This window comes from Streptomyces sp. 11x1 (genome assembly GCF_032598905.1).
Taxonomy (GTDB): domain Bacteria; phylum Actinomycetota; class Actinomycetes; order Streptomycetales; family Streptomycetaceae; genus Streptomyces.
Map to the genome: position 1 here is coordinate 4,741,300 of NZ_CP122458.1, position 13,407 is coordinate 4,754,706.

11 protein-coding genes are annotated in these 13,407 nt (G+C 71.8%); 5 read left to right on the forward strand and 6 right to left on the reverse strand.

Annotation, left to right across the window (positions count from 1 at the left end; all coding sequences use genetic code 11):
- Nucleotides 1-100 precede the first annotated feature (100 nt).
- The gene (locus P8T65_RS20700) at nucleotides 101-487 is read right to left on the reverse strand and encodes a hypothetical protein (protein ID WP_316726784.1); all 387 of its coding nucleotides are present in this window, start codon (nucleotides 485-487) and stop codon (nucleotides 101-103) included.
- Between the two features lie 288 nt (nucleotides 488-775).
- Between P8T65_RS20700 and P8T65_RS20705 the strand changes: the two genes are divergently transcribed.
- From P8T65_RS20705 to P8T65_RS20715, 3 genes are read left to right on the forward strand one after another with little or no spacing between them, the layout of a single operon-like run.
- A complete protein-coding gene (locus tag P8T65_RS20705; RefSeq protein ID WP_316726786.1) occupies nucleotides 776-2,320 on the forward strand; it encodes a circularly permuted type 2 ATP-grasp protein in 1,545 nt (514 codons plus the stop codon).
- Nucleotides 2,317-3,252: an alpha-E domain-containing protein gene (locus P8T65_RS20710; RefSeq protein ID WP_045558194.1), complete on the forward strand. Its 936-nt coding sequence runs from the start codon at nucleotides 2,317-2,319 to the stop codon at nucleotides 3,250-3,252. Before P8T65_RS20705 ends, P8T65_RS20710 begins: the two co-directional genes overlap by 4 nt.
- Before the next feature lie 5 nt (nucleotides 3,253-3,257).
- Nucleotides 3,258-4,145 (forward strand): transglutaminase family protein, encoded by an 888-nt coding sequence (locus P8T65_RS20715; protein ID WP_316731650.1) that lies wholly within the window; start codon nucleotides 3,258-3,260, stop codon nucleotides 4,143-4,145.
- Between the two features lie 94 nt (nucleotides 4,146-4,239).
- Here P8T65_RS20715 and P8T65_RS20720 read toward each other — a convergent pair whose 3' ends face one another.
- The 4 genes from P8T65_RS20720 to P8T65_RS20735 all read right to left on the reverse strand — a co-directional run bounded on the left by P8T65_RS20720 (nucleotide 4,240) and on the right by P8T65_RS20735 (nucleotide 8,252).
- The gene (locus tag P8T65_RS20720; RefSeq protein ID WP_316726788.1) at nucleotides 4,240-5,397 is read right to left on the reverse strand and encodes a substrate-binding domain-containing protein; all 1,158 of its coding nucleotides are present in this window, start codon (nucleotides 5,395-5,397) and stop codon (nucleotides 4,240-4,242) included.
- Between the two features lie 474 nt (nucleotides 5,398-5,871).
- On the reverse strand, nucleotides 5,872-7,032 hold the full coding sequence (locus P8T65_RS20725) for a zeta toxin family protein (RefSeq protein ID WP_316726789.1): 1,161 nt from the start codon (nucleotides 7,030-7,032) through the stop codon (nucleotides 5,872-5,874).
- A gap of 182 nt (nucleotides 7,033-7,214) precedes the next feature.
- Entirely contained in the window at nucleotides 7,215-7,586 is a 372-nt protein-coding gene (locus tag P8T65_RS20730; protein WP_316726791.1) for a hypothetical protein, read from the reverse strand.
- A 159-nt stretch (nucleotides 7,587-7,745) separates the two neighbouring features.
- A complete protein-coding gene (locus P8T65_RS20735) occupies nucleotides 7,746-8,252 on the reverse strand; it encodes a hypothetical protein (RefSeq protein ID WP_316726792.1) in 507 nt (168 codons plus the stop codon).
- A 271-nt stretch (nucleotides 8,253-8,523) separates the two neighbouring features.
- On the opposite strand from P8T65_RS20735, the gene P8T65_RS20740 reads away from it, so the two are divergent.
- Both P8T65_RS20740 and P8T65_RS20745 read left to right on the forward strand, forming a co-directional pair.
- On the forward strand, nucleotides 8,524-9,669 hold the full coding sequence (locus tag P8T65_RS20740; RefSeq protein ID WP_316726793.1) for a hypothetical protein: 1,146 nt from the start codon (nucleotides 8,524-8,526) through the stop codon (nucleotides 9,667-9,669).
- 38 nt (nucleotides 9,670-9,707) lie between these two features.
- A complete protein-coding gene (locus P8T65_RS20745; RefSeq protein ID WP_316726794.1) occupies nucleotides 9,708-11,516 on the forward strand; it encodes a glycosyltransferase in 1,809 nt (602 codons plus the stop codon).
- A 102-nt stretch (nucleotides 11,517-11,618) separates the two neighbouring features.
- On the opposite strand, the gene P8T65_RS20750 is transcribed toward P8T65_RS20745, so the two are convergent.
- On the reverse strand, nucleotides 11,619-13,349 hold the full coding sequence (locus tag P8T65_RS20750) for a TraM recognition domain-containing protein (protein ID WP_316726795.1): 1,731 nt from the start codon (nucleotides 13,347-13,349) through the stop codon (nucleotides 11,619-11,621).
- Nucleotides 13,350-13,407 lie beyond the last annotated feature (58 nt).

Genomic DNA, 13,407 nt, shown 5'->3' on the forward strand with positions numbered 1-13,407 from the left:
GCGAACACGGCTGACCGAGAGGCGCAGTTCGGCCTCTCGGTCAGGTCGGGTGCCGGAGTCAGGATCGGGCGAACGATCCGTCAGGCCGAGCGCGGTGAAATCAGTTGGTGTACCACGAGGTGTGGTAGTCGGGCAGGTTGTTGCGTGACACCGTGCCGCGGGCCTTGTAGATCTCGGAGTGTTCGCCGCTCTCCACGGTGCCCCTGTTGCCGTCGTTGTCGGCCGGACCGTTCGGGCCGGCCTTGTTCCAGAGGGTCAGCTTGTCGTCCGCGTGGGCGACGCGGTAGTACTCGGCCTTGACCCAGTGGTCCTCACCGGTGTCCTTGATGTTCATGATCCCGCGGTCCGGGGTGCCCTCGGTCCAGAACCTGAGCTCGCCAGGGTAGGTGTGCGGACCGATCTCGTAGGCCATGGCCGGCGTAGCCGTGCCGAGCGCCAGGGCGGCGATGACGCCGACGCCCAGGCGTCTTGCGATGGTGACCTTCACAGGGTGTTCCTCTCTCCGAATGCTCCAGCCGTCCCCGCGGTGGACGGAACAGGGCTGTCCGCGCGGCGCGTTCCGTGCGGTCCCTGCGCACATCACTCTGCCCGGCGGCGATCTCCACGAGAATCCACCCAGCGGGGGGTCCCACCCCTGATGGGGGGGAGAGGGCCCCCGCCTCCCCCGCCCGGCCGTACTTCAAACCCTCCGTTTCCGCAGGTCGTGGCCGTCCCCGCAAGGTGGCGGAAACGCGATGGTGATCACGGTGTTACGGAGCGCGCTTACCGTCGGCCCATGGCGGACATATTTGACGCGTACGCGCTGGCCGACGCGTGGGACGAGATGTTCGAGCGGCCGGGTGAGGTCAGGGCCGCCTACGAGCCGGTGCTCGCGGCGCTCCAGCCGATCGAGCCGGCCGAACTGCGGTTCAGGGCGGACCAGATGGCCCGCGCGTTCACCGACCGGGGCGTGACCTACGCCTTCGCGGGCGAGGAGAGACCCTGGCCGCTGGATCTGGTGCCGAGGATCCTGGACGCCCTGGAGTGGGATCTGATCCAGCGCGGAGTGGCGCAGCGCGTACGGGCGTTGGAGGCGTACCTCGCCGACGCGTACGGGCCGTGCCGGGCCTTCGAGGACGGGGTGGTGCCCTGGCGGCTGCTCCTCAACTCCCCCCACTTCCACCGGGCCGCGCACGGCGTGGAGCCCGCGGGCGGGGTCCGCATCCATGTCGCCGGCATCGACCTCGTACGGGACGAGGCGGGTGACTTCCGGGTGCTGGAGGACAACGTCCGGGTGCCGTCCGGGGTGTCGTACGTCATCGAGAACCGGCGCGCGATGACCCGGGTGTTCCCGTCCCTCTTCGCCGAGCAGCACGTGGTGCCCGTCGACGGCTACGCGCAGCGGCTGCTCGCCGCGCTGCGGGCCGCCGCGCCCGGCGGGATCGGGGACCCGCGCGTCGTCGTCCTCACCCCCGGCCCCAACAACGCCGCCTACTTCGAACACGCGCTGCTGGCCCGGCTGATGGGCGTGCAGCTGGTGGAGGGACACGATCTCGTCTGCCGGGGCAACCGGGTGTGGATGCGGACCACCCGCGGGGAGATGCCGGTCCATGTCGTATACCGGCGCCTCGACGACGACTTCCTCGATCCCCTCCACTTCCGGCCCGACTCGGTGATCGGCTGCCCCGGGATCATGAGCGCCGCGATGGCGGGGAACGTGACGCTGGCGAACGCGGTCGGCAACGGCATCGCGGACGACAAGCTCCTCTACACCTACGTCCCGGACCTCATCCGCTACTACCTCTCCGAGGAACCGATTCTCCCGAACGTGGAGTCCTTCCGGCCGGACGAACCCGGACAACTGGAGGCGGTCCTCGACCAGCTCGACCAGCTGGTGATCAAGCCGGTCGACGGGGCCGGCGGCCAGGGCATCGTCATCGGCCCGAAGGCGGACCGGGAGACGCTGGAGCGCACCCGGGAGGCCGTGGCGGACGATCCGCGCGGCTGGATCGCGCAGCGGCCGGTCGCGCTGTCCACCTCCCCCACCCTCGCCGGCGAACGGATGGCCCCGCGCCACATCGACCTGCGGCCCTTCGCCGTCAACGACGGCGACGAGGTGTGGGTCCTGCCCGGCGGGCTGACCCGCGTCGCCCTCCAGGAGGGCAACCTCATCGTCAACTCCAGCCAGGGCGGCGGCTCCAAGGACACCTGGGTGCTCGCCGAGGGCCCCGCCGAGCAGCGCCCCGAGGCGATCGGCGGACCGCTGCCGCAGAAGGCACCGCGTCTGCTCGGACCCGACGGCACCCGCGCGGTCGTACAGGAAGGGGCGCAGCAGCAGTGAACGACGTGATCCTCTCCCGGATAGCCGAGGCCCTGACCTGGACGGGACGGTACGTGGAGCGGGCCGACGCGACCGGCCGCATCCTCGACGCCTACCTCCACCGCCTCCTCGAAGATCCCTGGCGCGACGAGGACGCGGCCTGCCGCTCGCTCTACGCGATCCTCGGCGTCGACGCGCCCGACCGGCACTGCGACATGCAGCAGGTGCTGGACCGGCTGGCCTTCGACGCCCGCTCGACGGGGTCGATCGAGGGCGCGCTCGGCGCGGCGCGGCTGAACGCCCGCAGCGCCCGTGAGGCGGTGTCGTCGGAGATGTGGGAGTGCCTGAACTCCACCTGGCACGCGCTCGCCGACCAGCGCACGGCCGCGCGCCGCACGGGTGGCCCGTACGCGTACCTGGAACTGGTGCGGCGTCGCGCGGCGCTCTTCTTCGGGCTCGCGGACTCCACGATGAGCCGGGACGACAGCTGGCGTTTCGTGGTGCTGGGCCGGAGCCTGGAGCGGGTGGACATGACGGTGCGGCTGCTGTCGGTACGGGTGCTGGACGCGGCGCACGCGCCGGACTGGCCGACCCTGCTGAGCGCGAGCGGCGCCGACGAGGCGTACGCGCGGGTGCACGGCGGCTTCGGCGACAGCCCGAAGGTGGCGGAGTTCCTGCTCCTGGACCGCGACTTCCCGCGCTCGGCGCTGCACGCCCTCACCACGGCGGAGGAGTGCCTGGCGGCGCTCGGCCGCCCCCGTCAGGACCCCGCCCGGCGTCCGATCGGCGCCCTGCGCACCCACCTCGAATACCTCGACTCCGAGTCGCTGGAGGCCGGGCTGCCGGCGCTGCTGCGCGACCTCCAGCAGGCGTGCATGGCCTCGGCGGAGGCGGTCGCCGAGAAGTTCTTCCCGTACCAGGGGCCCGTCGAATGGGCCCAGGAAGGCGCGTGAGCACGATGAACATGCCCGCCACGCCCGCCACGGCCGCCACGGCTCCTCGGGCGCCCCGGCGCCTGCGCATCCGGCACACGACCCGCGTCGCGTACGCGCAGCCCGCGGCCTCCTCCCACAACGAGGTCCGCATGACGCCGCTGACGCTGCCCGGCCAGACCACCCTGGACGCCCGGGTCCTGGTGAACCCGTCGACGCCGACCTGGTCGTACTGGGACTACTGGGGCACCCAGGTCACCGGTTTCGACCTCATCGAGCCGCACTCCGACCTGACGATCACCGCGACCAGCCTGGTGGAGACGTCCCCGCCCGAGCCGCTCCCGGACGCGCCGGACCGGGCGGAGATCCGCCGGGCGAGCGCCGACTCCCGGCTGCTGGAGTACCTGACGGCGACGGGCCGTACGACGCTGCCGCAGGACCTGCTGGACCGGGCCCGGGAGGCGTCGGAGGGTCTCTCCGCGCACGAGACGGCGATCGCGGTCTCGTCCCTGGTCGCCGACCGGGTGGCGTACGTGCCGGGCGCGACCGGGGTGCACACGAGCGCGGCCGAGGCGTGGGAGCAGGGGGCCGGCGTCTGCCAGGACATCGCCCACCTCACCCTCGGCATGCTCCGCGGCCTCGGCCTGCCGGCCCGCTATGTCTCGGGCTACCTCCACCCGGAGCGCGAGGCCGAACTCCACCGCCCCGTCGCCGGCCAGAGCCACGCCTGGATCGAGTACTGGGCGGGCGACTGGACGGGCTACGACCCCACGAACAGCGTCCCCGCAGACGAGTCCCACGTGGTCGTGGGCCGAGGTCGCGACTACGACGACGTGACACCGCACAAGGGCATCTACCGGGGGGTGGCGGGGGGCCCGCCGGAGGTGACGGTCGAGTTCACCCGGGTGGCTTGAGGGCTGCCAGGGGTGGGCCGGGCCGCCTGTGCGCTGCCTCAGGTCGGCCTGGGCCGCCTGGGCGCCACCTCAGGTCGGCCGGGGCCCCTGTGCGCTACTTCAGGTTGACCGCGTCGCAGTCGGACTTGAACTCCGCCGTGCAGATCTGCTTGACGGTGTAGATCTCGTCGGCGATGACCGTGTCCTGGATGTTGTTCTTGGTGAGGGCGACCGGCGGCACCAGCTGGGCCGGGATGTTCTTGGTCGTCGGGGAGTCGATGCTGTCCCTGGCGAGGGCCTCGAACTCGATCGAGCGGCCCTGGACCTTGGCGACGGCCATCTCGGCGGCGGCGCTCGCCTGCGTCGGGAACGACTTGTACACGGTCATGTACTGGTCGCCCGAGAGGATCCGCTGCACCGCGTCCAGGTCGGCGTCCTGCCCGGTGACCGGCGGCACCTTGGCGACGCCGGCGGTCTTCAGCACGTCGATCACGGCACCGGCGATGCCGTCGTTGGCCGCGTAGACCGCGTCGATGTTGTCGGCACCGAGCTTGGCGACCACCTGCTCCATGTTGACCTTGGCGACCTTCGGGTCCCAGTCCTTGGTGTCGAAGCTCTCGGAGATCGTCACCTTGTCCTGGAGCTCGGAGAGCGCCCCATCCTTGAACAAAGCGGCGTTCGGGTCGGACGGCGACCCGTTCATCATGACGATCTTGTTGGCGGCGCTGTCACCCAGGTCCTCGACCAGCGCCCGTCCCTGCACCTGCCCGACGAGCTCATTGTCGAAGGAGACGTAGCCGTCGATCGGGCCCTCGGCCAGCCGGTCGTAGGCGATGACGGGGATGCCCGCGTCGTCCGCCTTCTGCACGGCGGGCGCGACGGCCTTGGAGTCCACGGCGTCGAGGATGATGATGTCGACCTTGTCCGCGACCATCTGGTCGATCTGGCTGTTCTGGGTCTCCGCGTCCTTGTCCGCGTTGGCGTACTTGGTCACGCCCTTGTTGTCGGTGAGCTCGGCGATCTTCTTCTTGATGTTCGGGTAGTCGAACTGCTCGTACCGCTTGGTGTCCTTGTCGGGGAACAGCACGCCCACCGTGATGTCGTCGCCCTTCGTGGGGCTCGCCTCCGCGCTGTCGCCGATGTCCGAGACCCCGCAGGAGGCCAGGGACACGGCCGCCGCCGAGGCGACGAGGGCGGTGGCGGTACGGCGCAGAACTGTGGCGCGACGCCGTATACGAGTGCTGGGGGTGGTGCTGGTGGTACGGGCGTTCACATCAAGGGCCTTCCGGGCGTGGGCACGCAGCACTGCGACCCAGGTGGCTGAAAGCCAACGCGGTGATCACCTCTGCGTCAAGGACCAATCACTTAACGAGATGACAACAGCCTTGTGTGGTCTCGGTGTGAAGAGGGTAAAGCAAGGGCCCTCGATCTCGCCGCGTGGCCTTCACCCCCGAGCCGGGCGGGCGGCTCCCGCCGGTGGCCGCCTGGCGCCAAGGTCCGGCGTACGGCCGCGTGTTGTCCGCGCAGGGGGGTGTGCGGGCCGGGACGGGGGTCGCCGAGGAGAGGCGGCAGGTCAGGGCGGGGGGCCGACCGGGGTGGTGTGGCGTGCTGGGGCGGCCGACTGCGACAGGGATCACCACGGGCTCGCCACGGCTTGTTCTGTTTCTCCGGCCGACGGGGGCGGGCGGAGAGGGTGGCGGACCTCACGCGGAGGCCGCCACCCGCCGAGCGGACCGGCCGCTGTCCGCTACCTGCCGCGCCGGTTGGGGTCGGGGCCGGTCGGGCCCTGCGGAGGGGGCACGGCTGCCCGACCGGAGCCGGGGCGGGGCCCCTGTCCGGGAGGCGGGGCCTGTCCCGGGGTGGCCGGGCCGCCGGAGCGTGGGGTGCTGCGGGAGCGGGCGGCGGCGGCCGAGGGAGAGGTGGGAGAGGGAGAGGGAGAGGGTGCTGCCGGCCCGGCGGCCTTCGGTGGCGCCGGAGGTGTCGGAGGTGTCGGAGGTGTCATGGGGGGCTGTGGCGGCGACGGTGCCGTGGAGGGCAGCCGGGCGGCGGCGGCCGGGGTCAGCAGGGGGCGGGCCTGGTCCTCGATGCGGGTGAGGCGGTCCGGCCACTCGGGGCCCAGGGCTTGTGCGCCTTCGCGCAGGCGCAGCTGCGTACTGACGAAGGAGTCGCTCTCGGCCGCCGTCCAGGGGCGGGCCCGTTCCGTGGCGAGGGCCTGGCGCAGCTCCGGCGGGCCTGCCCAGTTGCCGGTGCCGTCGAGGGAGTTGCTGTAGCGCGGCTTGCTCTCACCCCGGCGGTAGACACTCGCGAGGTCGGCGAGGGCTCCCCGGTCGACGCGGTCGGCGAGTTCGAGGATGCCGGCGTAGGACTCGTCGGCGTTGGACTGCACGGTCAGCCGTCCCTGGCCCCGGTCGGCGAGCTGCTCGAAGTACCGGTTGACGATGCCCTGGTTGCTCATCGCCTGCGGCACGCCCATGAACAGGGCCTCGACACGGGCGCCGGAGTCGCGGTAGGCCCGCATCTTCTCCTCCACGGCCCGCGCGTTCTGTGAGGTCTCCTGGATGATCGCGTGCAGCCCGTGCTCGCGGACGTACGCCTCGGCCTGGGCCATCCAGGCCCGCCCGTCGGCACGGGTGTACGCGGCCATCAGGGTGTCGTCCTCGGCCATCAGACGGGCGTACGCGGGGTGGTACGGCTTGTAGAGGTCGCTGTCGACGTCGGCGAAGCCGCCGTGCCGGTTCAGTGCGCCGGCGACCATCTCGGTGACCCGGCTCTTGCCCGCGCCGGGCTGGCCGACCAGGAAGACCACGGTGGGGGTCTCCTGCCCGACGCGGCCCGCGAGGAGGTCGGGGACGATCCGCTCGCGGAAGATCCGCCGGTTCTCGGCGTCGGACAGCCTGTGCCGCTCCACCTCGGCGGGGTCGATCTGGCGCGGGGGTGGAGCGGGCCGGGGTGGCGGCGGGGCAGCCGAGGACGGCGGGCTGGGCTGGGGTGGTGGGGAGGCCTGGGACGGCAGGCCGGGCCGGGGCGGCGAGCTGGGCTGCGGCGGGGGCGACTGGGGCCCCGCACTGGACCGGTGTTCGGCCGGGTCGGTCACGTGAGGTCCGCCATGACCTCGCGGGCGAGCCGGGCGTAGCGCGAGCGGGCCTCGGCGATCTGCTCCCGGTCGGCCGACCGCAGCCGTTCACGCTCCTTCGCCAGCCGTCCCTGCGCGGCACGCGCGGCTTCGATGACGGCCGTGTCGGGGGCGTCCTTGGCCTCCTCCGCCGCGATGCGCGCGCTGTACGCGCCGACCGCGCCGTTCACGGCCTCGATCGCGGCCTCGTACGCCGCGGTCTCCTCGTTCGACCAGTCGTGCGGCTCCAGGTCGTGGGTGACCGAGACACCGCTGCTCCGCGCGGTGCCGCGTGCGGTGTCCCGTGGAGCGCCCTGCGGGGTGGTTGACGGAGTGTCCCGTGCGGTCATGTGTCCCTCCGGTGTCCCGGTGTCCAGTGGTCATTGTGGGGGACGGCGGACGAGGGGAACGGGGTTCCCGGGAACGCGCGGGCGGGAGAGAGACACCGCGCGGGACACCCCGGCGGCTCGGGCCACGGGCGCAGGCCACGGCCGCCCGCTCCCGACGGCTCAGGCCACGGCCGTCCACTCCCGCAACAGGGCCTCGCGCTGCTCGCGCCGCGGGGTGCCCTCGGCGGCGTGGTCGCGGCCCCAGCGTGCGAGGGTGTCGACGTCCGCCGTACCCGCCACGAGGCGGTCCAGCAGGGCGACGGAGAGGTCGTACTCGGACCGGACGTAGCCGCCGAGGGCCGCGGCCGACAGCGCGTTGAGCTCGACGGTCCGGTCGGCGGTCTCCAGGTGCACCTCGAACGCGGCCGCGGCGTCCCCGCCGCCGGCGACGGCGTGGGTCACGAGGTCGACGGCGGTGGTGGCGAGCAGCCGGGCGCCGGACCGGACCCGCACGTACCGCACGGTGGCGGACTTGATCTCCGACCAGCCCCACACCGCGCTCTGCCCGGTCCCCAGCCCCTCCACCCAGTCCCGCGTCAGCCGCACCCCGTGCCCGAACCCCTCCGGCTGCGCCCCGACGTACACCCCACCGTCCTCGGCGATCCAGAACAGTCCGACCATGGCCATGAGTGCCTCCCCAACCGGCGACCTACGCGTTTCACCTGGTGAGACGTCACTCGGCCGTGGATGGTTCAGCGCCCTGAGCCGTCCACGGAGGCACACCTGACGGGCGCACAGGCTCCGTGCGAGGCACGCGAACTGCAGTCCTCGGCTTCTCGGCCTTCGCCCGACGCTCACCGAAGGACCCGCTCCGCCATCGGCGGTTTGATCTTCACCGGTTCGCTAAAGCGCAGTGTGAGAATGTGAGTTACTTGATCAGTCGTGAAGGAGAGCCGGGATGAGCGGCCAGATGCAGCTTGCCGACGCCTACGACCTCGTGTACTCGGCGGCGGCGCGGATGATGTGGGTGGAAGAGACCCGTGTGTGGCGCCTGGACAGCCCGGGCGGCGGTTGGCCGGAGGAGCGCCGGGATGCCTGGCGCGCGCTGGAGGCGGCCCTCAGCGTCTCCGAGGCGCCCGAGCCGCAGGCCGGTGAACCGTCTGACCCCGTACGTCATCTGATCTCCCGTCGCGCGGCGGGCCCCGTCGACCGGCCGATCACCTTCGCCGAGGCGGTCGCCGAGTGGACCGCACGGCTGATCGAGGATCCCGGCCCCTACGAGCCGCGGATGGAGCCCTACCCGGACGACTACATGGTGCCGGGCCAGACCGTGGTGATCCCCGAGGGCCACATGATGGTGCTGTGTCGCCCGCTCGACGAGTTGGTCCACCGGCTGGCGGCGGGGCGTCCCCCGGTGACCATCGCCGCGGACACCGCGGAGTTGAGCCGTCTACTGCACGAGGCGGCCGACGAACTGAGGGCGGCCATCGGCCTGCCCACACCTACCCCGCACCCGGTCGGCACGGTCGACGTGGCGCGAGTGTTCCACCGGCCGTCCGACGTGGACGACCTGCAGACGCGGTACGAGACCATGTCCCGGGCGGCCTGGCGTGCGTCGGAGAACCTGCCGTCCCTGAAGGACATGCGGGACCACGGGGACTTCTCGGTGACTCCGGCGACGACGATCGCGGCCGACGACCTGCAGAACCTGCTGGCCGGGCGGTCGGGGCTGTACTGGCGGGAGCAGCACGAGACGATCGATCCGCGGGTGCACACGCTGCTGGGGGTGGAGTGGAACGAGGGCCAGCCGGATCCCCGGCCGGTCACGGGCATGGCCAAGGGCTTTCTGCGCAGTGTGGAGTTGGGCCGGAAGCCGAGGGCCCCACGCGCGAACGAGCGCCGCATCTTCCGTGAGAAGGGCAACCCCGAGGACGTGGCCATCTCCGCCGTCCGCGCGGAAATCCTGGCGGAGCTTCTGGACGAGTACGCGGCGCGGATCCATCCGGGCGCCCAGTGCGGCGTCATGCACCTGTCCTCCTACGACCTGACGGACTTCATCGCCCAGGGAATCGGCCGCGAACTCAGGGCGACGTACGGCTTCTGAGACGGGACGGATGAAGGTTGCGAAACACGGGGGAATCGGTGTCTGAAGCGCGCTACAACATTCTCGTCGTCTCTGACAACAGTGGCAGAGGTGAGGGAGGTGCCGAGGTCTTCAACCAGGAGTTGGCCGAGGCTCTCGCCCGTCGGCACAACGTCACGCTGTTCACGGCCAATCCCGATATGCCCGCGCACCAGGGCATTCAGAGGACGGTGCAGACGCAACCGCCCTTGATCGAGCCGGGACCGGGCGAGGAGGGTGAACCGAAGCCGATGGAACGGCGGGACTGGCTCGAACAACTCGCCCGTCAGGACCCGCAGCAGTACGGACTGGAAGACCCTGCGGCCCAGCCGTACGACATCATCATCGGGCACTCGCGCTTTTCCGGGCCGGCCGCCGCCGGGCTGCGGGAGAACTGGTACCAGGACGCGCGCCTGGTGCACTTCCTGCACACGAGCCCCGAGCGGCTTCCGTTCGTGCGGGGCCTCACTCCCGAGAGGGCCGAAGCCAAGGCTGCCAAGGACTCCGCCATCGAACGCGGTCTGATGGAGCGTTCGGACGTCGTGGCCGGAGTCGGCCCACTGCTGGCGCAGGCGAGCAGAGACCTCTCCGCCGAGGGCGAGCACATCCCGCACTCCCACGAGTTCGTTCCGGGCACCAGGGTCTACGATCCCGTGCAGCACGACCCCGCGCCGGAGACGCTGAACCTCCTGGTGATGGGACGCGTCGGGGACCCCCTCAAGGGCGTGGACGACGCCGCAATGGCAGTGAAACGGCTGAACGAGGCCGGTCTCCGGGTACACCTCACCGTCCGTGGCATCCGCCAGGAAGAGCTCGAAGAACAGTTCGAGAGGCTTGAGGACCTCACGGGCGGAAACGTCACGGTCAAACCCCGCACGAAAAGCGTGGACGAAATCAACGAGGACATCAGGGCCTCCCACGCGATGATCATGCCGTCCAAGCACGAGGGCTTCGGCATGGTGGCCTCGGAGGGGCTGGGGCACGGTGTCCCCGTACTAGTCAACGAGGAGAGCGGGGCCGCTCAGTTCCTCCAGGACACCGAGCGGTTCCCGCCGGAGATCGGCCGACCGTGCGTGGTCGCCGAGCCTACGGACGGCAGCAGCCGCGCACAGGCATGGATGCAGGCGATCAATCAGCTCAGGCAGGACCTCCCCCAGCGCCAGGCCGGTGCCCTGCGCATGCGGGAGATCCTCCAGCAGTACTCCTGGGAGCACGCCGCCGAAGCCACCGTTCAGGCCGCGATGGAGCAGACCCCGCTGCCGCACCGGGACCCCAGGGCGCTGGTCACCGCTCAGGAGCGGGATCTGATGCGTACGGTGCAGGGACCCGACGGGCAGTTGCTCAGGCCCGACGCGCCACAGCAGGCGCCGCCCGCGACGGAGGGGCCGGAACCCGGGGTCGGTGTGCAGCGTGACGGGCCGGTGCAGGAGGGCCGGGCACCCGACGCTCCCGCACCGATCTGGCAGGCGGGTCTGCCGCAGAACGCCCAGAGCACACCGAGCACACAGAGCACGCAGGACGCGCCCGGCGGACAGAGTCCGCAGAGCGCGCAGCACCAGGCCGGGGCCGAGAGCGCCCGGAGTGCCGCCTCGCCCGAGCAGCAGACGCCGCTGTGGCAGGTGGGCCTTCCCCAGCACCAGGGCGGCACCGGCAGCCCTCGCGGTACCGCCCCTGCCGAGAGCGCGACGTCCCTGTGGCAGGTGGGCGTCTCCCAGGACCCGCCCGCGGCGGGGCGCGGTGCCGGGGAGAGCGGAGCGGGACGGTCCGGGGGTGCACAGCAGCCGCCGCCGGATCTGTCCGGACCCCGCGGCGACGGAATCGAGGTGTGAGGCGGTGAGGCCGGGGCGGCGCGTCCGCCCCGGCCTCAGCCCGGCCTCACCGCAGCCGGGCGTGCGACGCCTCCAGGCGTGCGCCAGGCGCCCGCCTCGCGCTCAGCGCGCCCCGGGGTCGTACTTGCGCAGCGACTCCTGGACCTCGCGGGCGTACGGCCCCTCCCACCACGGGATGGTCTCGACGAGGACCGGCTTGGTGCCGGAGGCGAGGACGAGGGCGCGGCCCGGGGGCATGGCGCCCAGGTCGGACACGCCGAGGACGCGCTGGCGGCTGACGGACTCGCTGACCGTGCGGTTGCCGCTCCAGCCGCCGAACTCCGACTCACGGCTCGCCTGGTACTCGCGCATGTCGTACTCGCCGGCCAGTTCGCTGAGGTCGCCCAGGAAGCGGGTGTCGGAGACACCGCCGCCGTAGACGCGGATGTTCGCGGCGGACCACAGCTTCTCCATGCCGCGCTCGCCCCACACCTCGATGCCCTGGGCCCAGGACTGGAGGATGGTCATGAGGATGATGCCGCGCGAGCCGTAGTGGGAGTACAGGTCGGGAAGCGTGCGCCAGCGGCAGACGTTCGCGGCCTCGTCGAGGACGCCGACGAGGGGCAGCGGGAGGCGGCCGCCGCGCTGGGTGGTGGCGTACTCCTCGGCCGCCTCGACGACGGCGACGGTGAGCGCGGTGACCAGTGGTCCGGCGGAGTCACGGCCCTCGCGGGAGAGGGAGTACAGGGTGCCGCCGGTCCGGACGAAGGCGTGCGGGTCGAACTGGGGTGTGTTCGGGTCGGCGGGCGGGGTAACCCAGCGGTTGACCTCCGGGTTGATCAGGCAGGACGCCATCTGCTGGGCTACGCCGTAGATGCCGCTGCGCTGCTTGTCGGGGGCGGTGAGGACACCGCTCAGGCCGTCGGCGGCCATCGTGTGCCCGGAACCGCGCAGGATCCGCTCCGGGGTGTCGTCCTTCGGGTTGGACAGCCAGGTGTAGATCTGCGTGATCGGCATCCTGCCGCAGGCGGCGGCGAGCAGCAGGTTGGCGAGCAGGTCCTGGCCCGCCGGGTCGAAGAAGGCGTCCGTGGAGGCGTTGGCGTCCCGCGAGCCGCTGGCGAAGTGGTCGGCCATCTTGCGGGCCTTGGCCACGTCGGTGACGTACGACAGCGGGTTCCACCACCAGCTGGGCGTCTCGGCGGCGACCTGCTGCGGGTCGAAGACCCAGACCGGGCCGCGCGCGGAACGGGGGCCCCGGGTGGAGTCCACGATGTCCCGCTTGTTGGAGGTGACGAGGACCGCACCGGGCCCGTCGAGGATGGCGGGGACCGCCCGCCGGGTCGTCTTGCCGGTACGCGGGCCCCAGATGTCGACGTGCATGTCCTCGTAAGAACCGAACAGCGGCTGGCGGCCCTTGACGGACCGTCCGATGAAGACACCGGGGGTCTGGGCCTTCACGCCGAGCCGTTCGGCGATGGCCGCCGCGCCCTTCATCGTCAGCTTGCCCAGTTCCTCGCCCTTGGCGAGATGCTGCGCCGCCCCGTCCACCTTGGGCTTCTTCTTGAACCGCTGCACCATGCGGTACACGGCGGTCCCGAGGATGCCGAGCAGCACGGCCTCGGCGGCGGCGACGGCGCTGGCGGGCGACCCCGGCCAGCTGTAGTCGCCCTTGACCAGGGCGACGAGGAACGTCAGCGGGTTCGACGCGGGCGCCGGCGCGTCCGCGAACGGCGCGCCGATCTTCGCCGCGAGCCAGGCCCCGACGACCCCCAGGAGCACGATCGCGACGACGATGACGATCTCGATCGTCCAGTCGTCCTCGGCGCGGGGCTTCTTCTGCTGTTCTGCGGTCACCCGCGGGTCCGTCCTTTCTGGGGGTGGGATGGGGGCTGGGGCGGCGTCCGCCACCACA